At 67.8% G+C, this 23,043-nt stretch carries 22 protein-coding genes; 12 read left to right on the top strand and 10 right to left on the bottom strand.

From position 1 onward, the window contains the following. Positions 1-33: 33 nt before the first annotated feature. Positions 34-1,548, bottom strand: coding sequence for a Ppx/GppA phosphatase family protein (locus H149_RS0111995; RefSeq protein WP_039748864.1), 1,515 nt, complete (start codon positions 1,546-1,548; stop codon positions 34-36). A 233-nt stretch (positions 1,549-1,781) separates the two neighbouring features. On the opposite strand from H149_RS0111995, the gene H149_RS0111990 reads away from it, so the two are divergent. The 4 genes from H149_RS0111990 (at position 1,782) to H149_RS0111975 (ending at position 4,025) form a co-directional block, all read left to right on the top strand. After that, positions 1,782-2,123, top strand: a complete 342-nt coding sequence (locus H149_RS0111990; protein WP_020650003.1) for a c-type cytochrome — start codon at positions 1,782-1,784, stop codon at positions 2,121-2,123. 10 nt (positions 2,124-2,133) lie between these two features. Continuing rightward, complete coding sequence (locus H149_RS0111985) at positions 2,134-2,478, top strand: c-type cytochrome (RefSeq protein WP_020650002.1); 345 nt, start codon at positions 2,134-2,136, stop codon at positions 2,476-2,478. Positions 2,479-2,603: 125 nt separating this feature from the next. Then, a complete protein-coding gene (locus H149_RS0111980; protein WP_020650001.1) occupies positions 2,604-3,188 on the top strand; it encodes an outer membrane beta-barrel protein in 585 nt (194 codons plus the stop codon). A 186-nt stretch (positions 3,189-3,374) separates the two neighbouring features. Continuing rightward, positions 3,375-4,025 carry a porin gene (locus tag H149_RS0111975; RefSeq protein ID WP_020650000.1) on the top strand — a complete coding sequence of 217 codons (651 nt, stop codon included), beginning with the start codon at positions 3,375-3,377 and terminating at the stop codon, positions 4,023-4,025. A gap of 83 nt (positions 4,026-4,108) precedes the next feature. On the opposite strand, the gene rpoD is transcribed toward H149_RS0111975, so the two are convergent. The 4 genes from rpoD to rpsU form a co-directional block, all read right to left on the bottom strand. Next, entirely contained in the window at positions 4,109-6,016 is a 1,908-nt protein-coding gene (rpoD, locus tag H149_RS0111970; protein ID WP_020649999.1) for an RNA polymerase sigma factor RpoD, read from the bottom strand. A 95-nt stretch (positions 6,017-6,111) separates the two neighbouring features. Beyond that, a complete protein-coding gene (dnaG, locus tag H149_RS20790; RefSeq protein ID WP_020649998.1) occupies positions 6,112-7,866 on the bottom strand; it encodes a DNA primase in 1,755 nt (584 codons plus the stop codon). A 139-nt stretch (positions 7,867-8,005) separates the two neighbouring features. Continuing rightward, positions 8,006-8,452 carry a GatB/YqeY domain-containing protein gene (locus tag H149_RS0111960; RefSeq protein WP_020649997.1) on the bottom strand — a complete coding sequence of 149 codons (447 nt, stop codon included), beginning with the start codon at positions 8,450-8,452 and terminating at the stop codon, positions 8,006-8,008. A 134-nt stretch (positions 8,453-8,586) separates the two neighbouring features. After that, on the bottom strand, positions 8,587-8,802 hold the full coding sequence (gene rpsU / locus H149_RS0111955) for a 30S ribosomal protein S21 (protein WP_026353118.1): 216 nt from the start codon (positions 8,800-8,802) through the stop codon (positions 8,587-8,589). A gap of 125 nt (positions 8,803-8,927) precedes the next feature. Between rpsU and tsaD the strand changes: the two genes are divergently transcribed. Continuing rightward, positions 8,928-10,007: a tRNA (adenosine(37)-N6)-threonylcarbamoyltransferase complex transferase subunit TsaD gene (gene tsaD / locus H149_RS0111950; RefSeq protein WP_020649995.1), complete on the top strand. Its 1,080-nt coding sequence runs from the start codon at positions 8,928-8,930 to the stop codon at positions 10,005-10,007. Positions 10,008-10,031: 24 nt separating this feature from the next. Continuing rightward, a complete protein-coding gene (gene folB, locus H149_RS0111945) occupies positions 10,032-10,406 on the top strand; it encodes a dihydroneopterin aldolase (RefSeq protein ID WP_020649994.1) in 375 nt (124 codons plus the stop codon). On the opposite strand, the gene gmhB is transcribed toward folB, so the two are convergent. Then, positions 10,385-10,972 carry a D-glycero-beta-D-manno-heptose 1,7-bisphosphate 7-phosphatase gene (gene gmhB / locus H149_RS20785; RefSeq protein ID WP_020649993.1) on the bottom strand — a complete coding sequence of 196 codons (588 nt, stop codon included), beginning with the start codon at positions 10,970-10,972 and terminating at the stop codon, positions 10,385-10,387. The two genes, folB and gmhB, sit on opposite strands and share 22 nt — an antisense overlap. Positions 10,973-11,127: 155 nt before the next feature. Continuing rightward, positions 11,128-13,194, bottom strand: a complete 2,067-nt coding sequence (glyS, locus tag H149_RS0111935; protein ID WP_020649992.1) for a glycine--tRNA ligase subunit beta — start codon at positions 13,192-13,194, stop codon at positions 11,128-11,130. Between the two features lie 187 nt (positions 13,195-13,381). Between glyS and H149_RS23210 the strand changes: the two genes are divergently transcribed. From H149_RS23210 to H149_RS0111920, 3 genes are all read left to right on the top strand, one after another. After that, a complete protein-coding gene (locus tag H149_RS23210; protein WP_154654767.1) occupies positions 13,382-13,546 on the top strand; it encodes a hypothetical protein in 165 nt (54 codons plus the stop codon). A 103-nt stretch (positions 13,547-13,649) separates the two neighbouring features. Beyond that, positions 13,650-15,788: a catalase/peroxidase HPI gene (gene katG, locus H149_RS0111925; RefSeq protein WP_020649990.1), complete on the top strand. Its 2,139-nt coding sequence runs from the start codon at positions 13,650-13,652 to the stop codon at positions 15,786-15,788. A 238-nt stretch (positions 15,789-16,026) separates the two neighbouring features. Beyond that, positions 16,027-16,914: an aspartyl/asparaginyl beta-hydroxylase domain-containing protein gene (locus tag H149_RS0111920; protein ID WP_020649989.1), complete on the top strand. Its 888-nt coding sequence runs from the start codon at positions 16,027-16,029 to the stop codon at positions 16,912-16,914. A 97-nt stretch (positions 16,915-17,011) separates the two neighbouring features. Here the strand turns inward: H149_RS0111920 and H149_RS0111915 are convergent, their stop codons facing one another. Genes H149_RS0111915 through H149_RS20780 form a run of 3 tightly spaced genes read right to left on the bottom strand, consistent with a single transcriptional unit; the run spans position 17,012 to position 19,983 of the window. Then, the gene (locus tag H149_RS0111915) at positions 17,012-17,647 is read right to left on the bottom strand and encodes a glutathione S-transferase family protein (protein ID WP_020649988.1); all 636 of its coding nucleotides are present in this window, start codon (positions 17,645-17,647) and stop codon (positions 17,012-17,014) included. Positions 17,648-17,654: 7 nt separating this feature from the next. After that, positions 17,655-18,563 (bottom strand): glycine--tRNA ligase subunit alpha, encoded by a 909-nt coding sequence (gene glyQ, locus H149_RS0111910; protein ID WP_020649987.1) that lies wholly within the window; start codon positions 18,561-18,563, stop codon positions 17,655-17,657. Positions 18,564-18,603: 40 nt separating this feature from the next. Then, positions 18,604-19,983 (bottom strand): cation:proton antiporter domain-containing protein, encoded by a 1,380-nt coding sequence (locus H149_RS20780; protein WP_154654766.1) that lies wholly within the window; start codon positions 19,981-19,983, stop codon positions 18,604-18,606. 131 nt (positions 19,984-20,114) lie between these two features. Here H149_RS20780 and can point away from each other — a divergent pair, with 131 nt between their 5' ends. From can to H149_RS22220, 3 genes are all read left to right on the top strand, one after another. After that, on the top strand, positions 20,115-20,771 hold the full coding sequence (can, locus tag H149_RS0111900; RefSeq protein WP_020649985.1) for a carbonate dehydratase: 657 nt from the start codon (positions 20,115-20,117) through the stop codon (positions 20,769-20,771). A gap of 170 nt (positions 20,772-20,941) precedes the next feature. Continuing rightward, positions 20,942-22,351 (top strand): glutamate--ammonia ligase, encoded by a 1,410-nt coding sequence (gene glnA / locus H149_RS0111895; protein WP_020649984.1) that lies wholly within the window; start codon positions 20,942-20,944, stop codon positions 22,349-22,351. Positions 22,352-22,460: 109 nt separating this feature from the next. Continuing rightward, positions 22,461-22,988: a DUF4124 domain-containing protein gene (locus H149_RS22220; protein WP_020649983.1), complete on the top strand. Its 528-nt coding sequence runs from the start codon at positions 22,461-22,463 to the stop codon at positions 22,986-22,988. Positions 22,989-23,043: the final 55 nt, after the last annotated feature.

Genomic DNA, 23,043 nt, shown 5'->3' with positions numbered 1-23,043 from the left:
GCGCCGCGCGCCGGGCCGGTGGCGTGGGCGCGCCTAGATCAGGCGCAGCTTGAGCGGCTGGGCCGACAGATATTCCTGCTCGCGTTCGAGATCGGCCAGCGTCAGCGGGTGCCGCGCCAGCCAGCCGTCGCGGGTGAAGCCGAGCGCGATGCTCTTGCGCGTCGCCTCGACGCGGATCGGCGGACGCAGGTCCGGCGCGCGCGAGCGGTGCAGCAGATAGGCCAGACGCAGAACGATCGCCAGGCGCCGCGTCGGTTCGAGCCAGTTGGCCGGCAGTTCCAGCAGCACGTCGTCGGCGAACTTGCCGCGGTGCAGACGCACAAGCGCGGCGAGCACCTGCTGGTCGGTCTGCGAAAAGCCCTGCATGTCGCTGTGGCGGACGATGTACTCGCTGTGCTTGTGGTAGCCGTTGTGGGTGATGGCGAGGCCGACCTCGTGCAGCTGCGCGGCCCAGCGCAGGAACTGCGCCATCGCCGGCGCTTCGAGCTGCCAGGCGGGCGCGACCTGACCGAGGATGCGCAGGGCGGTGCGTTCCAGATCGTGCGCGTGCATGGCATCGACGCCGTAGCGACGCGCCATCGCCTGCACGGCGGCATCGCGCACGTCCTGGTTGCTGAGACGGCCGAGCAGGTCGTAGAGCAGGCCTTCGCGCAGCGCGCGGTCCGAGCTTTCCATGCGCTCGACCGCCAGCGTGTCGAAGACGCCGGCCAGCACTGCGAGGCCGCCGACGAAGACCGGCCGGCGGTCCTCGCGCAGCGCCGGGAAATCGATATCCGCGACGTGCCGGCGACGCTGCACCAGCTCGATCAGCTGCTCGAGACCGCCGCGGGTGATCTCCTCGTCGATCCAGCCGCGCTCCCGCAGCACGCGCCAGATGCCGCGGATCGTGCCCGAGGAGCCGACCGCCAGGTCCCAGCCGGCGCGGCGGTAGGGCTGCGCGAGGAATTCCAGTTCGAGCGCCGCCGCCAGCCGCGCGCGCGCGAAGCGCGACGGCGTGATGCGGCCGTCGGCGAAGAAGCGCTGCGTATGCACGACGCAGCCGAGCGAGACCGACTCGAGCAGGCGCGGCGCCTCGCCGCGGCCGATGATCAGTTCCGTGCTGCCGCCGCCGATGTCGACCACGAGGCGTCGCGGTTTCGCGCGGCCGCGGCCATGGATGACGCCGCCATAGACCAGTCGCGCTTCCTCGGGGCCGGCGATGACCTCGATCGGGTGGCCCAGCGCGGCTTCGGCGGCCGGTATGAAATCGCTGCCGACCTTGAGCTTGCGCATGGTGTTGGTGCCGACGGCGCGGACCTGCGACGACGGGATGCCGCGCAGCCGTTCGCCGAAGCGCTGCAGGCAGGCGAGGGCGCGCGCCGCGACCAGCGGGCTCAGGCGGCGGTCGGCTTCGAGGCCCGCGGCGAGCCGCACCGGTTCGCGCAGGCGGTCGATGATCTGCAGTTCGCCGCCGTCGCTGCGCGCGACCAGCATGTGGAAGCTGTTCGAGCCCAGATCGACCGCGGCGAATTCCTGCGCGCGATTGCGTGCCGGGCGCGACCGGCGCATCAGGCTCACCATGCCCGGTCGGCCGGCGGGAAGCGGGGAGTGGTCATCGACGGCGGGCGTTCGCGGGTTGACGGGGGGCGAGGGTAGCAGTTCGCCGGCGGCCTGCTCCAGACTTGGCGCCGCGCGCCACCGGACGCTGCGTTGACCGGCGCCGGCAATTTCCGGAACATAGGGCGGCTTATAAGTAAGACTGAACTTGTCCGCTTCATTATCAGTTACGGGGAGAGCAAATCATGAAGTCTGCGCGTTGGGGTGTTCTCGCCCTCGCCGCTCCGCTCGCCCTCGCGCTCGCCGCCCCGGCCGTCCAGGCCGCGGAGGGCAATGCCGAGGCCGGCCGCGTCAAGGCCAACACCTGCATGGGTTGTCACGGCATTCCGAAGTACAACAACGCGTATCCGACCTACCGCGTGCCGAAGCTCGGCGGCCAGCCGGCCGAGTATCTCGCGGCGGCGCTGCAGGAGTACAAGGCCGGCAACCGGCCGCACGGCACCATGCATGCGCAGGCGGCGAGCATGTCCGATCAGGATATCGCCGACATTGCCGCGTTCCTCGCCACCGCGCCCAAGCATCCGTAAAGGTCGACTCATGAAGCGTTCGATTGCCATTGCCGTGCTGGGCCTGCTGCCCGCCGCTCCAGCGCTGGCGGCCGATGCCGCCGCCCCGCAGAAGGCTGCCGTCTGCACGTCCTGCCACGGCGAACGTGGCGCCAAGCCGATTGCGCCGACCTATCCGGTGCTCGCCGGCCAGTACGCGAACTACCTCGAGCAAGCACTGCACCAGTACAAGAGCGGCGCGCGCAAGAACCCGATCATGGCGGCGCAGGCCGCCTCGCTCGCCGACGAGGACATCAAGGCGCTCGCCCACTATTTTGCCGCCCAGGATGGGCCGCTCTACACGCCCTCGGTCGCCGGGCACGGCAAGCAGCCCTGAGCCGCCCGCGGCGGCGCCTCACCCGAAGACGCGGCGCCACTGTGCGTCGCGTCTTTTTTTGTGCCGCGCGTCGGCTTCTATACTCGCGGGGTGCCGTCGGCACGTTGATCGCTTCGGGAGGAAGAATGCGCTACCTGCAGTTCATCGCCGCCTTGTCGGCACTGGTGTCCACGGGGCTCGCGCAGGCGGGCGGTTCGGTGAGCGGCGGACTCGGCTGGCGCCACCTCGATGGCAGCCAGTGGGGGATCTACGACGTTCGCTCCCAAGCCGCCGTCGGCGTGCTCGCCGACGTGCAGCTCGGCGAACTGCCGCTCTATGCGACGGGCAGCGTGCAGCTCTCGGGCGACGATTTCGATCGCCCCGATCTTGGCGTCTACGACGGCAGCTTCTCGGCGATCGATGTCGCCATCGGTCTGCGGCTGATGCGGCCCGACGGTCTGTTCCGGCCCTACGTCGGCGCTGCCCTGGCCGGCACCAGCGTCTACGTTTCCTACGAGGACAGCTATCACTACGACCACGACGACGACGAGCAAAGCCTGGGTTATGCCGTCAGCACCGGTGCGCAGCTGCATTTCGCGCACCACCTGGTTGTGAGCGTCGATGCGCGCTGGCTGCTCGGCACCGACGAAATGTCGTTCGACAACGGCATTCGTGAACACGCGAATTCCTTCACCGGCCTGCTGGGCTTCGGCTACGCCTGGGGCAACTGACGCGCCACCCGGATCGCCGTGCATCTCAGCCCCGCCGCGTGCGGGGCTTTCGGTATCAACGGCGTCGGTTTTTGTGCGCCACTCGGCGGCGGGCACGCGGTATGGCTGTCTAATATCCGCGGGCGTTCTTCAGGGGGCGCATCGACAGGCGACAACGAACAGGCAAGAACAAGCAGGGGAGAATCCATGAAGATCGTGAAATGGGCCGCATGGCCGCTGCTGCTGGCACCGGCGCTCGCGCAGGCCGCCGCGCCGCCGCCGGCGCAAGTCTTCGACGTCTATTACCTCGCGCAATCGAAGCTCGAGGTCGAGAGCGGCGGCGACAGCGGCGACATCGACGGTGATGGCTTCGGCGTGCGGGTGCAGCTGCCGCTGTCCGCTTCCGGCTTCCGCCTCAGCGGCGAATATCAGACCGCGACTCTCGACGATGATGGTGGCGAGATCGACGTCGACCAATGGCGCGCCGGTGCTGGCTGGCTGTCGCCGGGCGCGCTGCGGCTGGGTGTGATGGCCGAATACGTCGCGCTGGACATGAAGATCAAGCCGGACGGCTTCGGCACCGTCGAGGCCAAGCCGGACGGCTACGGGCTGCATGGCCGCGTCGAGTACGACGCGCTGCCGCAGCTGCAGCTGTACGGGCAGGTCGGTTACGTCAAGGTCGAAGAGGGCGGCGATTCGAGCGACGGCCTGGAGTATCTGGTCGGCGCGGCGTTCAGCATCAACTCGTGGTGTGGCCTGTTCGCCGACTATCGCGCAACCGACCTGAAGGACGGCAGCGACGAGTTGAAATTCGACGACCTGCGCGTCGGCTTGCGCCTGACGATCGGCGCGCGCTGAGAAACCGCTCCGCGACAACGAAGAAGGCCCCGCTCGGCGGGGCCTTCTTGTTTACAGTCGCTGCAACGCTCTTGGCGTCGCGCTTACTCGTCGAGGAAGCTGCGCAGGTAGTTGGCGCGGCTCGGATGACGTAGCTTGCGCAGCGCCTTGGCTTCGATCTGGCGGATGCGCTCGCGCGTCACGTCGAACTGCTTGCCGACCTCTTCGAGCGTGTGGTCGGTGTTCATGTCGATGCCGAAGCGCATGCGCAGCACCTTGGCCTCGCGCGGCGTCAGCGATGCGAGGATCTGGTGCGTGGCTTCCGACAGCGACTGCGAGGTTGCCGCTTCCTGCGGCGAAACCGCGGCGGTGTCCTCGATGAAATCGCCGAGGTGCGAATCCTCGTCGTCGCCGATCGGCGTTTCCATCGAGATCGGTTCCTTGGCGATCTTGAGCACCTTGCGGATCTTGTCCTCGGGCATCTCCATCTTCTTCGCCAGTTCTTCCGGCGTCGGCTCGCGGCCCATCTCCTGCAGCATCTGGCGGGAAATGCGGTTGAGCTTGTTGATGGTCTCGATCATGTGCACCGGAATGCGGATGGTGCGCGCCTGGTCGGCGATCGAGCGGGTGATGGCCTGGCGGATCCACCACGTGGCATACGTCGAGAACTTGTAGCCGCGGCGGTATTCGAACTTGTCGACCGCCTTCATCAGGCCGATGTTGCCTTCCTGAATCAGGTCGAGGAATTGCAGGCCGCGGTTCGTGTACTTCTTGGCGATCGAGATGACGAGGCGCAGGTTGGCCTCGACCATTTCCTTCTTCGCGCGGCGGGCCTTGGCCTCGCCGACGTTCATGCGGCGGTTGATGTCCTTGATCTCGTCGAGCGAAATCAGGTTGTCGCCTTCCATCTTGCGCAGCTGTTCCTGCAGCGCGTAGATCTCTTCCTGGCGGGTGTTCAGCTCGGACGAGTACTTGCGCTTGGCGCGGATCAGCTTCTGCACCCAGTCCGGGCTGGTCGCGCCGTTGGACTCACGGTAGATCTTGATGAACTCCTCACGCGTCATGCCGGCGTCGACGACGCAGATGCGCATGATCGACTTCTCGGTCTCGCGGATCATCTCGATCTTCGCGCGCAGGTTCTGCGTGATCTCGTCGACGATCTTCGGCGAGAGCTTGAAGGTCATGATGTGGCTGGCCACCGCTTCACGTTTGGCCTGCGTCTTCGGATGGCCGGCGCCGAGCTTGAGCAGCGAGTCCCAGGCATGGTCGTAGAGCGACTGCAGCTCCGCGAACTTCTCGGCGGCCAGCACCGGGTCCGGACCGGTGTCGGCGGCTTCTTCCTCGCCGTCGTCATCGCCGCTCTCGGCTTCGTCCTCTTCTTCCTCTTCGACGTCCTCTTCCGGCAGTTCTTCCGGCGCGGCCTCTTCGGCGTTCGGATCGAAGAAGCCGCTGATGATGTCGGCCAGGCGCTTCTTGCCCTGCTTGGCGTTCTCGTGCGATTCGAGCAGGATCGCGACCGTCTCCGGATACTGCGCCATCGCGAACATGGCCTCGTTGAGGCCTTCCTCGATGCGCTTGGCGATGCGGATCTCGCCCTCGCGGTCGAGCAGTTCGACCGAGCCCATCTCGCGCATGTACATGCGCACCGGGTCGGTGGTGCGGCCGAACTGGTCGTCGAGCGCGGCGATCGCTGCGGCGGCCTCCTCGGCGGCGTCTTCCTCTTCCTCGTTGGTCGCGACGACCGCCGGTTCGGAGAACAGCTGTTCGTCTTCCTGCGGGGCTTCCTCGTGCACCGGGATGCCCATCGCCTGGATCATGCTGATGATGTCTTCGATCTGCTCGGTATCGACGATTTCCGGCAGATGGTCGGCCACTTCGGCGTAGGTGAGGTAGCCCTTCTCCTTGCCGAGCGCGATCAGCAGTTTGATCTGCGATTGCTTCTGAGCCTGCTTCTCGGCGGCCGTCTTGTCGGCGCGGTCGGAATTGGCGGCGGAATTGCTGGTGTTGGCCATGCGGGACTCTTCACATAGCGCCGGCGAGCGGCGGATCAGGCGGAGAACTGGCTATTATACGGCCAGTCTGACGGTTTTGGCGACGATGGGTTCCATCATCGCCGGGATTTGGGCGGGCGGCTGCGGTGCAGGGACTCGATGATTCCCAGTTCCGCGCGCGTCAGCTCTCGGTGCCGGGATTCTTCCAGCAGGCGCGTCGCCTCGGCCTCGAGCGCCCTGAACGTCAAGCGATTTATGGTGTCGCGGAACTCGGTTTCAATCGTTTCGTCGACGAGCGGCGCTTCCTGCGCCAGCAGTTTCTGCACGCCGCGGCCCTTGGCCGTGTCTTTCCAGGCTTCGACGAGCTGCGCCGCGCGGGCGTCCGGATGGGCGTTGAAGAAGTCGATCGCCTCGATCAGCACGTCGACGCCCGGCACGCCAGCCTGCGCCAGCAGATCGATGTGCTCGACCTGCTCGGCCAGCCGCGGCCGCTCCAGCAGCAGCTGCATCGCGCGGCGGATCGGCCGCGAGGCGCCGGGCGCCGCCCGCGCCGGCTCGGCGGCCGCGGTTTCCGGTGGCGGCGCAGCGCCGGTCCGCGCGGCGCCGAGCATGCCCTCGACATCGTCGCGGCCGAGGCGCGCGCGTCGCGCCAGTTCGTCGATCAGCAGGGTGCGCAGCGCGCCGGCCGGCAGCTTGTCGAGATGCGGGCGGGCCAGGGCGATGAGGCGCGCGCGCCCTTCCAGCGAGCCGAGATTGACCTGTTTGGTGAGTGAGTCGAGCAGGAACTGTGACAGCGGCGCCGCCTCGGCGATCTTCTCGCGGAAGGCCTCGGCGCCGATCTCCTGGACCCAGGTGTCCGGGTCGTGGCCTTCCGGAATGAACATGAACGCGCACTCGCGGCCCTCGTGCGTTTCCGGCAGGGCTTGCTCCAGCGCGCGCCAGGCCGCGGCGCGGCCGGCGCGGTCGCCGTCGAAGCAGAACACGATCTTGCTGGTCGACTTGAACAGCAGCTGCAGATGTTCGCGCGTGGTCGCCGTGCCCAGCGTGCCGACCGCCTCGCGGATGCCGTACTGCGACAGCATCACCACGTCCATGTAGCCTTCGACGACGATCAGATACGGCAATGCGCCGGTCGTCGAGGTGCGCGCCTCGTACAGGCCATAGAGATTGCGACCCTTGTGGAACAGCGGCGTTTCCGGCGAGTTCAGATACTTGGCCGGATCGTTGGCGAGGGTCCGTCCGCCGAAGCCGATGACCCGCCCGCGCGTGTCGCGGATCGGGAACATCACGCGATTGCGGAAGCGGTCGTAGGCGCGGCCGGAGCCCGGCTCGCGCTCGATCAGCAGGCCGGCGTCGATGCCGTGCCGGGTGTTCTGCAGGAACTGGCTCAGCGCATCCCAGCTGTCCGGTGCGTAGCCGATGCCGAAGCGCTTCGCGGTCTCGCCGCTGACGCCGCGCTTCTTCAGGTACTCGACCGCCGGCGGCGACTGGCGCAGGCGCTCGGTGAAGAAGCGCTGGGCGGCGGCCAGCGCGTCGAGCGGGCCGTCGAGCACGACTTTCGGCTCGAAGCCGCCTTCACGGGGGACTTCGAGTCCGGCGCGCTTGGCGAGTTCCTCGACCGCCTCGACGAACGACAGGCGGTCGTACTCCATCAGGAAGGAAATCGCCGTGCCGTTCTTGCCGGACGAGAAGTCGAAGAACATCTGCTTCTGCGGTGAGACGAAGAACGACGGCGACTTCTCGCTGGTGAACGGCGACAGGCCCTTCATTTCCTTGCCGGCGCGCTTGAGGTCGACGCGCGAGCCGATCAGCTCGACGATGTCGGTCCGCGCCAGCAGATCGTGAATGAAGGAATCGGGGATGCGCGCCATGCCGCTCAGCTGCCTGCCGTCGCGATGATGATGCCATCCCCGGCGCGCGCGCAGGTCGCCGCCGGGCAGGAGCCGGCGCCGCGCGTGCGGGTCGGGCGTGCCGCGGGCGAATGTCCGCCGGACATTCGCATGCCGGCGCTCAGCCCAGCTTGGCCTTGATCAGACCCGACAGCTTGCCCATGTCGGTGCGGCCCTGGACCTTCGGCTTGATCCAGCCCATCACCTTGCCCATGTCCTTGCCGCCGGCGGCACCGGTCTCGGCGATCGCCTGGACGATCAGCGCGTCGACTTCGGCGTCGCTCAGCTGCTGCGGCAGATAGGCCATCAGCACCGCGATCTCCGCCGCTTCCTTGTCGGCGAGATCCGGGCGGTTGCCGCTGCGGAACTGGCTCTCGGCGTCGCGGCGCTGCTTGATCATCTTCTCGACCGCGGCCTGAACGACGGCGTCGGTCAGCTCGATGCTGTCGACGACCTCGCGCTGCTTGAGCTCGGCCTGCAGCATGCGCAGCACCGACAGGCGATCTTTCTCGCCGGCCTTCATCGCGCTCTTCACGTCGTCGGCGATGCGGGTTTTCAGTTCGGACATGGGGGTGCATTCCTCGGGTGACTCGGCGGGCCGCTACGCGACCCGCGTGGGGCGACACAAACGACGAAACCCCGGTTTTGAGGCCGGGGTCATCGGGTGCCGCGAAACCGCGACCGCCTGACTAAGCGGAAAGCTTAGTAGAGGCGGATGCGACGGTTCGACTCGCGCTGTACTTTCTTCGCCTGACGCTTCACGGCCGCGGCGCGCATACGCTTGCGCTCCTGGCTCGGCTTTTCGAAGTACTCGTGCTTGCGCAGGTCGGTCAGCACACCGGCCTTTTCGCAGGTGCGCTTGAAGCGGCGCAGCGCCACTTCGAAAGGCTCGTTATCGCGAACGCGGACGGAAGGCATTCAGATCACTCTCGCTAAAAGATGTTTGGGCAAAAAAGGGCCAAAGCCCCGACAAGGGGCGGCGATTCTAGCTTGCGATCGAAAACTCTGCAAACGAACGCGCAGGCGCCGCATACAATAGCGGGATGCCCGTCGTCACCGCCGCCGCTTCCGTCGCTTCCGCCGATCGCCCGATCCTCGGCATCGAAACCTCCTGTGACGAGACCGCCTGCGCGATCTACGACGGCGAGCGCGGCCTGCTGGCGCACGTGCTGCACAGCCAGATCCGCCTGCACGCCGAATACGGCGGCGTGGTGCCGGAACTGGCGTCGCGCGATCACGTGGCGCGCATCCACGAGCTGGTCGCGGCGACGCTGCGCGAGGCGCAGCTGCGGCCGGACGAACTCGGCGGCATCGCCTATACCGCCGGCCCCGGTCTGATCGGCGCGCTGATGGTCGGCGGCGCGGTGGCGTCGGGGCTGGCGCTCGCGCTCGACCTGCCGCTGATTCCCGTGCATCACATGGAAGCGCATCTGCTCGCGCCGATGCTGGAGCCGTCGCGGCCGACGTTCCCGTTCGTCGCGCTGCTGGTGTCCGGCGGCCACACGCTGCTGGTCGCCGTGCGCGGCATCGGCCAGTACGAGCTGCTCGGCGAGAGCCTCGACGACGCGGTCGGCGAAGCCTTCGACAAGACCGCCAAACTTCTCGACTTGCCGTATCCCGGCGGTCCGGAACTGGCGCGCCTCGCCGAGCAGGGCGACGGCCGGCGCTACAAGTTCCCGCGGCCGATGACCGACCGGCCCGGTCTCGACTTCAGCTTCAGCGGCCTGAAGACCGCGGTGCTGACGGCGCTCAAGACCGATGGCGATGCCGGCGCCGCCGCGCAGGATCGCGCCGATCTCGCCGCGTCCTTCCAGGAGGCGGTCACCGACACGCTGGCGATCAAGTGCGCCCGCGCGCTGGACGCGACCGGCTACGGCCAGCTCGTCGTCGCCGGCGGCGTCGGCGCCAATCGCCGCCTGCGCGAGAAGCTCGCGGCGCTGGCCGAGCAGGAGCGCTTCGCGCTGTTCTTCCCGCGCCAGGCGTTCTGCACTGACAACGGCGCGATGGTTGCGTACGCCGGCTGGGCACGCCGCGGCGAGGGACGCCACGCCGACGCCGGCCTGTTCACGACCCCGCGCTGGCCGCTGGCGCAGCTGCGCCCGCCATCCGCACACGTTTCCTGACCCGGCTTCTGATACGGCGACTCCATGGACAAGGTTTTCATCCGCGGCCTCGAACTCGAGACCATCATCGGCGTCCACGGCTGGGAGCGGCAGCTGCCGAGGCCGCTGGTGCTGTCGCTGGAAATGGGCGTCGACACGCGCGACGCGGCGGCCAGCGATCAGGTACGCGATGCCGTCGACTACGACGCGGTGACGCAGGCGGTGCGCAAGATCGCGGCGACGCTGCAGCCGGCGCTGCTCGAAACGCTCGCCGAGAAGATCGCCCGCGCGCTGTTCGATGCGTATCCGATCGCCAGCCTCAAGCTGGCTATCGACAAGCCGGGCGCGGTGGCGGGCGTGAAGAGTGTCGGCGTCGAGATCGACCGCCGCCGCGAGGACTACGCGGTCTGCGGCCGCTGAGCGACGGTCGCGCGGCCGACGGCCTCGCTGCCGCTGAGCAGGGCGACCGCGAATGCCGCGAGATTGTCGTAGACGCTGACGTCGTCGAGCCGGCCGGCACTGCGACGCTCGGTCTCGCCGCCGTTGCCGGTGCGCACCAGCACCGGCCGTGCGCCGGCGGCGCGCGCGGCCTCGATGTCGCGCAGTGAATCGCCGACCATCGGCACCTGTTCGAGCGTGACGCCGAGGCGCTTGGCGAGATCGAGCAGCATGCCCGGCGACGGCTTGCGGTCCGGCGTCGCGCGCTGCGGATGGTCCGGTGCGAAGAAGATGCCGTCGACGCGGCCGCCGAACTCGGCGAGCAACTGCTGCAGGCGATCGTTCATCGCGCAGAACGCGTCGTAGTCGAACAGGCCTTGGCCGAGGCCGGACTGGTTGCTGGCCACGAACACGCGATAGCCGGCCTGGCAAAGCTTGGCGATCGCCTCGAGGCTGCCCGGAATCGGCCGCCACTCCGCCACCGACTTCACGTACTCGGTGGCGTCTTCGTTGATGACGCCGTCGCGGTCGAGAATGACGATTTTCATGGCTTCACTCTAGCGCGCCACGACGAGGCACGTGCGGAGGTCGAGCCTGGCGGCGCAGCGTTTCTGACAAGCTCGCGCTCCGCCCCGGCCTTGCCAGCGCGGCACGGGAAGATCGGGCGTGCAGCGCATCGAAGACGCCTCGGCAAGGCGCGGGCTCAGCCCGGCAGCTGCGACAGATCGGCGACCGAGCGGCAGGCGGTATCGAAGCGCTGCAGCAGCGCCAGGCGGTTGGCGCGCACCGCTGGGTCCTCGGTGTTGACCATCACGCCCTCGAAGAAGGCGTCGATCGGCTCGCGCAGCGAGGCGAGGTTCACGAGCTGCTGTGCGTAGTCGGCGGTCGTCGCGTTGCGGGCGTGGACGTCGTCGAGTCCGGCGAACAGCGCGTTCTCGGCGGCGTGCTCGAAACGGGCGGCATCGATCGTGTCGCCGACTTCGCCGGCCTGCTTGAGGATGTTGCGCACGCGCTTGTTGGCGGCGGCGAGGTTCGGCGCCGCGGCGTTGGCGACGAAGGCGTGCACCGCGCGCAGACGGCGCAGGAAGTCCAGCGGCTGCGTGACGCCGAGCGCGCGCACCGATTCGAACATCTCGACCGTCACCGGGCGGCCGTCGAAGCTCTGGCCGACCAGATAGGCGCGCAGGCGTTCCTGCACGAACTCGACGAGTTCGGCGAGCGTCGCGGCGTCGCGCTTGCCGGCGGGCTGCTGTTGCAGTGCGTATTGCAGCAATGCCGGCAGATCGAGCGGAAGCTCGGCCTCGAGGCAGATGCGCAGCACGCCGAGCGCGGCGCGGCGCAGCGCGTAGGGGTCCTTGCTTGCCGTCGGCTTCTGGCCGATCGCGAAGATGCCGGCGAGCGTGTCGAGCTTGTCGGCGAGCGCGACGATCTGGCCTTCGCGGCTCGACGGAATCGGCGTGCCTTGCTGCGTCGGCAGATAGTGCTCGCGAATCGCCAGCGCGACGGCCGGCGCTTCGCCGGATTTCTCCGCGTAGTAGCCGCCCATCAGGCCCTGCAGTTCCGGGAACTCGTAGACCATCTTGGTGACGAGATCGTTCTTGCACAGCGAGGCGGCGCGGACGGCCGCGTCGCGATCGGCTTTGAGGTCGGCAGCGATCGTGCCGGCCAGCGCCGCAACGCGCGCCACCTTCGCGCCGCTCGTGCCGAGATCCTTCTGGAAGGTGATGCTGGCGAGCTTCTCACCGTAGGCGGCGAGCGGCAGCTTCAGATCCTGCTGCCAGAAGAACAGCGCATCGGTCAGACGCGGGCGCACGACGCGCTCGTTGCCGGCGATGACCTGCGCGACGTCGCGCGACTCGATGTTCGAGACGGTGATGAAGGCGTTCGTCAGCCGCGTTTGCGCGGGGTCCTCGAAGACCGTGAAGTAGCGCTGGTTGGTCTCGACGGTGGCGACGATCACCTCGGGCGGCAGTTCCAGGAAGCGCGCTTCGAAGCGGCCGGTGATCGCCACCGGCCACTCGACCAGCGCGGTGACCTCGTCGAGCAGGTCCTCGGTGATGCGCGCGTGGCCGCCGGCGTTGGCGGCCTCGGCGAGGATCTGGCGGCGGATCTCGGCCTTGCGCGAGGCGACGTCGGCCCAGACGTGGGCATGCTTGAGGCGCGGTTCGTAGTCGGCCGGCGTCGACAGCTCGATCGCGCCCGGGGCGTGAAAGCGATGGCCGTACGTCAGGCGTCCGCTGGCGAGGCCGAAGCGCTGCAGCGGCACGACGTCGGTGCCGTACAGGCAGCAGATCCATTGCACCGGCCGCACGAAGGTTTCGTCGCTGCTGCCCCAGCGCATGCGCTTGGGCACCAGCTCGTCCATCTGCTTGAGCGTCTCTTCGAAGATGTCCGCGATCAGCGCCGGCGTCGGCTTGCCGGGCTCGGCCTTCGCATAGTGCAGCTTGCCGTCCTTCTGGCCGAGCGCCGCGAAGTCGACGCCGCAGGAGCGGGCGAAGCCGAGCGCGGCCGGCGTCGGCTGGCCGTCCTTGTAGGCGGCGGCAAGCGCCGGGCCGAGGCGCTCGACGGTCTGGTCCGGCTGGCGTTCGGCGAGGTCCTCGACGATGACGGCGATGCGGCGCGGCGTCGCCAGGACGCGGTGCGCGCGAAAATCGACCTTGCGCCGCGCGAGACCTTCGGTCACGCCTCGCGCCAGCGCCTCGGCCAGCGATACGACATAGCGGGCCGGCAAATCTTCGGTTCCGAGTTCCAGCAGGAAGGCGCGTGACATGAGGGGGCGTGCGGCGAGGGCTTGAAGAGCCGGCAATTGTCGGGGATCGCTGCTTTTTCGCCAACTTGCGCGGCGCGGATGCGTCGTCGATCTTCATTAATTTCTATCGACACAAAATAAACAATCAATTTCATTAATCAAAAACCTGGGCGTAAGGTAAACGCCAGATTCGCTGGAGAACCCGATCATGAGTCTGCAAACAATGGCTGCAACGGTGGCTGCGACCCGTCCGCGCGGCGTGCGCCGCTTCACCGCGCCGCTGGTTCTGGCGCTGGCGGTGCTGGCCGTCTACGACGCTGCGACGGTGGCCGTGAGCGGCAGTGCGCCGACCGTACGGGCCATGGCGCACTGAAGGCGCCGGCGCATCCGCGCACATTTTCATCCGCCGGTTCGCGGCCGCCGCCGCGGGCCGCGGTGCGGTGTCTACGAGCCTTGAACGTCTGAAGGAGAGCAACATGTCGAGCCAAGCCCAGTGTCCGTTCCACCACAGCGCCGGTACCGGCACCACGAACCGCGACTGGTGGCCCCAGCAGCTGCGCGTCGATTTGCTGAATCAGCACTCGGAGCGCTCCAATCCGCTCGGCGCGCGCTTCGACTACCGCGCGGCATTCAAGTCGCTCGACTACGCCGCGCTGAAGGCAGATCTGAAAGCGCTGCTGACGGATTCGCAGGACTGGTGGCCGGCCGATTGGGGTACGTACGCCGGCCTGTTCATCCGCATGGCCTGGCACAGCGCCGGCACCTACCGCATGGTCGACGGCCGCGGCGGCGCCGGCCGCGGGCAGCAGCGCTTCGCGCCGCTCAACAGCTGGCCGGACAACGTCAGCCTGGACAAGGCGCGTCGCCTGCTGTGGCCGGTCAAGCAGAAGTACGGCCAGAAAATCTCCTGGGCCGATCTGATCGTGCTGGCCGGCAACGTTGCGCTCGAGAACAGCGGTTTTCGCACCTTCGGCTTCGCCGCCGGCCGTGAGGACGTGTGGGAACCGGACCTCGACGTCAACTGGGGCGACGAGAAGGCCTGGCTGTCGCACCGCGATCCGGCGGTCCTGGCGAAGAATCCGCTGGCCGCCACCGAGATGGGGCTGATCTACGTGAACCCCGAAGGGCCGAACGCCAGCGGCGATCCGGCTTCCGCGGCGGCGGCGATTCGCGCCACCTTCGGCAACATGGCGATGGACGACGAGGAAATCGTCGCGCTGATCGCCGGTGGCCATACGCTCGGCAAGACCCATGGCGCCGGCCCGACGACCCAGGTCGGTCCCGATCCGGAAACCGCGCCGATCGAGCAGATGGGCCTGGGCTGGACCAGCACGCACGGCAGCGGCGCCGGCGCCGACGCGATCACCTCGGGTCTGGAAGTGGTGTGGACGCAGACGCCGACGCAGTGGAGCAACCATTTCTTCGAGAACCTGTTCAAGTACGAGTGGGTGCAGGTGCGCAGCCCGGCCGGCGCGATCCAGTTCGAGGCCAAGGACGCTCCCGAGCTCATTCCCGATCCCTTCGATCCGGCCAAGAAGCGCAAGCCGACGATGCTGGTCACCGACCTGACGCTGCGCTTCGATCCGGCGTTCGAGAAGATTTCGCGCCGCTTCCGCAACGATCCGCAGGCGTTCAACGAGGCGTTCGCGCGGGCCTGGTTCAAGCTGACGCACCGCGACATGGGGCCGAAGGCGCGCTACCTCGGCCCCGAGGTGCCGGCCGAAGACCTGATCTGGCAGGACCCGCTGCCGGCGCCGGTGCACGCGCCGAGCGCGGCCGACATCGCCGAGCTGAAGGCGGCGATCGCCGCCTCGGGCCTGTCGGTCAGCGAGCTGGTGTCGGTGGCCTGGGCTTCGGCCTCGACCTTCCGCGGCGGCGACAAGCGCGGCGGCGCCAACGGCGCGCGCCTGGCGCTGGCCCCGCAGAAGGATTGGGCGGTCAACCGCACGGCGGTCGCCGTGCTGCCGAAGTTGCAGGCGATCCAGCAGGCGTCCGGCAAGGCTGCGCTGGCCGACGTCATCGTGCTGGCCGGCGTGGTCGGCGTCGAGCAGGCGGCGCGTGCGGCCGGCGTGCCGCTGGAAGTGCCGTTCGTGCCGGGCCGCGTCGATGCCAGGCAGGACCAGACCGACGTCGAATCCTTCGCGGTGCTCGAACCGCGCGCCGACGGCTTTCGCAACTACGGTCAGGGCGACGGCAAGACGTCCACCGAAACGCTGCTGATCGACAAGGCCCAGCAGCTGACCCTGACGGTGCCGGAGCTGACCGTACTGGTCGGCGGCCTGCGCGTGCTCGGCGCCAACTTCGACGGCAGCCGGGACGGTGTGTTCACCGACCGGGTCGGGGTTCTGAGCAATGACTTCTTCGTCAGGCTGCTCGACATGGGCACGGTCTGGAAGCCGGTCGGCGGGGATGCCGAGCGCTTCGAGGGCCGCGATCGCAGGAGCGGCCAGCTGAAGTACACCGCCACCCGCAACGATCTGGTGTTCGGCTCCAACTCGGTGTTGCGCGCCGTGGCCGAGGTCTATGCCAGCGCCGATGCCCGGGAAAAGTTCGTGCGCGACTTCGTCGCGGCCTGGGACAAGGTGATGAACCTCGACCGCTTCGATCTGGCCTGAGCGCCCGCGCGCTCGACGGCGGGGTGGGTCGGGCGGCGTTTCGACGTCCCGGCGGAGCGCTCCGCCCGGCAAGCGGCCCGCCAGCGAATGAAGTGCCGCCGGCAGCGATTCCGGCGGCACTTTCGTATCGGTTTGTCTGGCGCGATCGAGGTTTGTGCGCTGCGCACTGGGCGGGCGGCGAATCCACTATGATTCCGCCTTTCCCGCTTGAGCGTGTGCCGTGACTGTCCTGATTTCCATGTTCCTGATCTACGTTGGGTCGCTGGTGTTCGTGCGCCTGCGTAACCGCGCCCATCTGTCGTGGGGGCGGCAGCTGACGGACTTCTCGACGTTCGTGGTGCCGCTCAACATCCCGGCCTATCTGCTGTCGCGCGTGTCGACCGCGGCGCGGCCACCGCTGTCGAGTTTTCCGCAGCTCAAGCTGCTGCAGGACAACTGGCAGACGATTCGCGACGAGGCGCTGGCGCTGTACGGCATGGGCCATATCGCGGTGAAGAACGACCTGCCGGCGAGCAATTTCTACAAGGACAATCGCTGGAAGAGCTTCTACCTGAAGATCTACGACAACGACATTCCGTCGGCGCGCAAGCTGGCGCCGAAGACCTGCGCGCTGATCGATCAGGTGCCGGGCATGAATCTCGCGCTGTTCGCCGTGCTGATGCCGGGCAAGCGGCTGACGCAGCATCACGACCCGTTCGCGTTCAGCGTGCGCTACTCGCTCGGGCTGTCGACGCCGAACGACGACCGCTGCGGACTGCTGGTCAACGGCGAGCCCTACACCTGGCGCGACGGCGAAGGCATCATCTTCGACGAGACCTACCTGCACGCCGCGTACAACGACACCGAAGTGCCGCGTCTGATCCTGATGACGGACGTCGACCGGCCGCTGCGGCTGCGTTTCGTGCAGAAGTTCTATTTCTACTTCGCGCGCTTCTTCAACAGCCTGTTCTACATCGACAACCTCGATAGCAGCCTGTCGGGTTTCGGCAATCGCTTCAGCGGCCTGATCGTCGGCTACAAGGCGCGCATGAAGGCGCTCAAGAAACGCAGCCCGGTCGGCTACAAGATCGGCAAGTGGACCCTGCATCTGGGCCTGGTCGGCCTGTTCGCGGCCTGGATCCTGTAGGCGGCAGACCTCGCGGCGTCCGCGCCATGGAAAAAGGCCGCCGGATCTCCGGCGGCCTTTTTCGTGGCTCGCGCCTTGCGCAGCTCGGGACGACGACTCAGGCGCCGACCGGCGCGTCGAACGGCAGGTAGATCTCGCGCAGTGCCGGTAAGGCCAGCGTCTGTTCGGCGCAGCGGCGCAGCGCCGGGTATGGCGCGAAGTCGACGCCGGTCGCCTCGCGCAGGTAGGTGTAGACGCAGGCCAGGGTGATGTCCGGCTGCATCGGCGCGGTGCCGAGCAGCCAGTGGCCGGCGGGGACCTCCGCGCAGTGACGCTCGAGCGCAGCGAGTGCGCCGTCGATCTGCGCGCGACAGCGCGCGAGCCAGGGCTCATGGCGCTTGTCGACGGGGCGGAACACATGTTCCAGCACCACGTGCAGGCCTTTTTCGACGGCGCCGAGCGAGAGCGCGATCAGCTGCAGCGCGTGGCGCCGCTCGGGACCGCCGGTCGGCAGCAAGGCGCGCGCCGCGCCGGCCTGTTCGTCGAGGAAGTCGAGGATCGCGCTCGAATCGACCAGCGTCTCGCCGGAGTCGAGAACCAGTGCCGGCACGCGGCCGAGGGGATTGACCTCGCGCAGCGCGAGCTGGTCGCGGCCGACCGACCAGGGTCGGTGCTCGTAGGGCATGCCGTACAGCCGCATCGTCACCGCCACGCGGCGCACGAACGGCGAATCGTACATGCCGTACAGGATCATGCGGCGGCTATGCGGCCTGCGCCGGCTTGGCCAGCATCGGGAAGCCGAGCTTTTCGCGCGCGCCGTAATACGCCTCGGCGCAGGCGCGCGCCAGCGTGCGCACGCGCAGGATGTAGGCCTGACGCTCGGTGACCGAGATCGCGCCGCGCGCGTCGAGCATGTTGAAGGCGTGCGAGCAGTTGACCATGCGCTCGTAGGCCGGCAGCGGCAGCGGCGTGTCGAGCGCGAGCAGGCGCTGGCATTCGGCCTCGCACTTGTTGAAGCGCTCGAACAGCGTCCCGACGTCGGCGTACTCGAAGTTGTAGGCGCTCTGCTCGACTTCGTTCTGGTGGTAGACGTCGCCGTAGCTGACCTCGCGACCCGTCAGCGGATCGCGCGCCCAGACCAGGTCATAGACCGATTCGACCTTCTGCACGTACATCGCCAGGCGTTCGAGACCGTAGGTGATCTCGCCGGCGACCGGCCGGCATTCCAGCCCGCCGACCTGCTGGAAGTAGGTGAACTGCGTGACTTCCATGCCGTTCAGCCAGACCTCCCAGCCCAGCCCCCAGGCGCCGAGCGTCGGCGACTCCCAGTTGTCCTCGACGAAACGGATGTCGTGGGTCAGCGGATCGAAGCCGAGCAGCTTCAGCGACTGCAGATAGAGCTCCTGGATGTTGGCCGGGCTCGGCTTCATCAGCACCTGGAACTGGTAGTAGTGCTGCAGGCGGTTCGGGTTCTCGCCATAGCGGCCGTCGGTCGGCCGGCGGCTCGGCTGCACGTAGGCGGTGTTCCACGGCTCGGGGCCGACCGCACGCAGGAAGGTCGACCAGTGGAAGGTGCCGGCGCCCATTTCCATGTCCATCGGCTGCACGATCACGCAGCCCTGCTCGGCCCAGAATTTCTGCAGCGTGAGGATGATGTCCTGGAACGTCATGGGCAGCCCGTGCGGCCTTCGAAAATGGGGCGCGAGTATATCAAGCCGGTCTGGCGAGCCCGGCGAGACGGCGCTGACCGAAGCTCAGCAGCGGGCCCGTCATCAGCGTCGTCACCAGTGCCATCAGCACCATCATCGTGAACACGCGCGGCGACAGGATGCCGAGGTCGTAGCCGAGGTTGAGCACGATCAGCTCCATCAGGCCGCGGGTGTTCATCAGTGCGCCGATCGCGAAGGCGTCTTCGCGACTGGCGCCGGTCAGCCGCGCCGCGACGTAGCTGCCGCCGAGCTTGCCGGCGACGGCGATGGCGATGATCGCGCCGCACAGCGCCCAGTCGGCGGCACCGTCGATCAGGCCGAGCTGGGTGCGCAGGCCCGACAGCGCGAAGAACAGCGGCAACAGCACGATGGTGGCGAAGGCGTGCAGCCGCTCGCGCACGGCCGCCCGGAATGCACCGGCCGCCGGCATGGCGACGCCGGCGAGGAAGGCGCCGAACAGGGCATGAATGCCGATCAGTTCGGTCGCCGTGGCCGCCAGCAGCAGGATGACGAGCACGACGCTGATGTGGAGCGCGTCGTCGCCGCGCGCCTGGCGGCGATGCGCCCAGTGCGCGAGCCCGGGCCGGACGGCGCGCAGCATCACGAGCACGAAGGCCGCCGTCAGCAGCGCGGTCAGCGCGGCGCCAGCGAGGTCGCCGGCGTTGGCGAGCGCCACGACCAGCGCCAGCAGGCACCAGGCGCTGACGTCGTCGATCGCGGCGCAGGCGATCACGCTGCGGCCGATGGCCGTTTGCAGCAGGCCGCGCTCTTCGAGGATGCGGGCCAGCACCGGGAAGGCGGTGACGCTCATGGCGATGCCCATGAACAGCGCCAGCGCCTGGAACGGCACGCCCGGTGCGGCCAGTTGCGGATAGGCGAACAGCGTCAGGCCGACGCCGAGCGCGAACGGCACGAAGATGCTGGTGTGGCTGACGACGACGGCGGTGCGTGCCTTGTCGCGGATCGCGCCGAGATCGAGGTCGAGGCCGACGAGGAACATGAAGACGAGCACGCCGAGCTGGCTCAGCAGGCCCAGCGGCGCCAGCGACGCGGGCGCAAACAGCAGCGCCGATGCCGACGGCCACAGCCAGCCGAGCAGCGACGGGCCCAGGACGAGGCCGGCGACGATCTCGCCGATCACGGCCGGCTGGCCGAGACGACGGAACAGCGTCCCGAGGACGCGGGCCGCGACCAGCACGACGACGATCTGCAGCAGCAGGCGCGCCAGCGGTGTCGTGCCGGCCAGCACCGGATCTTCATGCGGCGCGGCCGCGGCCGTCGCCGGGTAGTGCTGCGCGCCAAGTGCCAGCAGCGCCGCGATGCCGAGCGCCGACGCCGCGACGACGAATAAATAGGACAGCGCGAACGGACGCATGGACATTCGGGATCTGAAGGCGCGCGTACGGTGTCATGTGCGCTTGCGGCCGGTCAACGCGGTGGAGGGCGCTGCCGTGAAACGCGGTGCAGTGCAAGCTCCCCATTTTCCACGCTTGCCGCTATAGTCGCCCCGCCATGCGTACGCTAAACCAGCTGTTCGTCAATAACGAAGCCTGGGCCCGCAGCAAGGTGGCCGAGGATCCGGACTACTTCAAGCGGCTGGTCAACCAGCAGCAACCGGACTATTTCTGGATCGGCTGCGCCGATTCCCGCGTTCCGGCCAACGAGATTCTCGGCCTGCCGCCGGGCGAAGTCTTCGTGCACCGCAACGTCGCCAATGTCGTCGTCCACACCGACTTCAACTGCCTGACGGTCACGCAGTTCGCCGTCGAGGTGCTGAAGGTCAAGCACATCATGGTGGTCGGCCATTACGGCTGCTCCGGCGTCAACAAGGCGCTGCGCCAGGAACGCGTCGGTCTGTCCGACAACTGGCTGCGCCACGTGCGCGACGTGGCGGACCGCCATGCGCCGCGGCTCTACGCGATTCCGGACGACAAGACCCAGCACGATCGTCTGGTCGAGCTGAACGTGCTGCATCAGGTCCTGCACATCGGCCAGACGACGATCGTCGAGAAAGCCTGGGAGCGCGGCCAGGCGCTGAGCCTGCACGCCTGGGTCTACGCGCTTGAGGACGGCCGGCTGCGCGATCTGGGCATGACGGTGAACAGCCGCGACGAGCTCGAACCGGCGCATTCCGCGGCGGTCGAGCGCATCCTCGGCGGCCAGCGCTGAGGATCTGGCGCGGCGGCCAAGCCGCCGTGCAGGAAAGTCGGTACGATACCGCGCCCCGTTTCGATTCCCGCGCGCGCCACTGGCATGCTTCATGCTGCATTCTGGCGCGCGCCGGGCGGCGAGAGTCCCGGTGGCTATTGAATTCTGGAAATCCCTAAGGAGATGGACCCATGTCGGGCGCCGACGTTCTGAAGACCATTAAAGAGAAGGAAATCAAGTTCGTTGATTTCCGCTTTTGCGATACCCGCGGCAAGGAACAGCACGTCACCGTGCCGTCGCACACCATCGAAGAAGAGCTGTTCACCGATGGCAAGATGTTCGACGGCTCGTCGATCGCCGGCTGGAAGGGCATCAACGAGTCCGACATGATCCTGATGCCGGACGCGGACTCGGCGTTCATCGATCCGTTCTTCGAGGACAGCACGCTGGTGCTTTCCTGCGACATCATCGAGCCGGCCACCGGCCAGGGCTACGCCCGCGACCCGCGCTCGCTCGCCAAGCGCGCCGAGGCCTACCTGAAGTCGACCGGCATCGCCGACACCGCGTTCTTCGGCCCGGAAAACGAATTCTTCATCTTCGACTCGGTCCGCTACGGCTCGGACATGTCGGGCTGCTTCGTCAACATCGACTCTTCGGAAGCCGCCTGGAACTCGGGCCGCGATTATCCGGAAGGCAACATGGGCCACCGTCCGGGCGTCAAGGGCGGCTACTTCCCGGTGCCGCCGGTCGACGCGCTGCAGGACATCCGCTCGGCGATGTGCTCGACGCTCGAAGCGGTCGGCATGCCGACCGAAGTGCATCACCATGAAGTCGCCACCGCCGGCCAGTGCGAGATCGGCGTCAAGTTCGGCACGCTGGTGAAGAAGGCCGACGACGTCCTCAAGCTGAAGTACGTCGTCCAGAACGTTGCCCACCAGTTCGGCAAGACGGCGACCTTCATGCCGAAGCCGATCGTCGGCGACAACGGCTCGGGCATGCACGTCCACCAGTCGCTGGCCAAGGACGGCAAGAACCTGTTCTCCGGCGACAAGTACGGCGGCCTCTCGGAGCTCGCGCTGTACTACATCGGCGGCATCCTCAAGCACGCCAAGACCATCAACGCCTTCACCAACCCGGGCACCAACAGCTACAAGCGTCTGGTGCCGGGCTTCGAAGCGCCGGTCATGCTCGCCTATTCGGCGCGCAACCGTTCCGCCTCGATCCGTATCCCGTACGTGTCGAACCCGAAGGGTCGCCGCATCGAAGTCCGCTTCCCGGACTCGACCGCCAACCCGTACCTGGCGTTCGCGGCGATGATGATGGCCGGCCTCGACGGCATCCAGAACAAGATCCACCCGGGCGAAGCCTCGGATAAGGATCTGTACCACCTGCCGCCGGAAGAGGACAAGAAGATCCCGCGCGTCTGCCACAGCCTCGACATGGCGCTGGAGCATCTCGACAAGAACCGCGAGTTCCTGACCCGCGGCGGCGTCTTCACCGACGACCTGATCGACGCCTACATCGAGCTGAAGATGCAGGAAGTCACGCGCTTCCGCATGACGACGCATCCGATCGAGTTCGAGATGTATTACTCGCTCTAAGGTGTGCGGCGCCGGTCGCGGGCCGTGCCCGCGCCGGATGTCCTTCGGAAAGCCCCTGCCATCGGCGGGGGCTTTTCTTTTGCGCGCGCGGCCCCGTAGGCTGCCGCGCATGGGAAAGACGCTCGTTGCTGCCGTACTGCTCGCGCTGGCCGCCACGGCCGCTGCCGATGAGGTCTATCGCTACGTCGACGCCAACGGGGTCGTCCACTACAGCGATCGCGCACCGGATCGGAACGCCAGACCGCTGCATTTCGGTCCGTCCTCCGCTGCCGGGAAGAAGCTCCCGAAGACCTACTCGCCGGAGGCCTTGCGCCAGGCGGCGCGTTTTTCGGTCCGCATCGAGTCGCCGACGCCGGGGCAGCGGCTCGCCCCGGGCGCCCAGCCGAGCATCCTTGCGGCCAGCGTGATGCCGGCGCTCGTTTCCGGATTTCGGCTTGTCTATCAGGTGGATGGGAAATCGATCAGCGCCGCTCCCGTCGACGCGCTGAGCGTCCCGGCGGCACTCGCGCCGGGCGTGCACGAGCTCGTGGTGGTTCTGCTCGATGCGCGCGGCCAGGAGGTCGCGCGCTCGGAGACCGGGCGCTTCGAGGTCGCCGAGATCAGATTGGCCGCTTCCGCACCAAAAAGATCCAACTGAACTAAAATGGTGCATTGCCCGCCGCGAGAAGCCAGTCCCATCGCGGTCTCGGCCA

Source organism: Solimonas variicoloris DSM 15731 (genome assembly GCF_000382285.1).
GTDB lineage: Bacteria > Pseudomonadota > Gammaproteobacteria > Nevskiales > Nevskiaceae > Solimonas > Solimonas variicoloris.
This window is presented reverse-complemented; position numbering and strand designations above follow the sequence as displayed.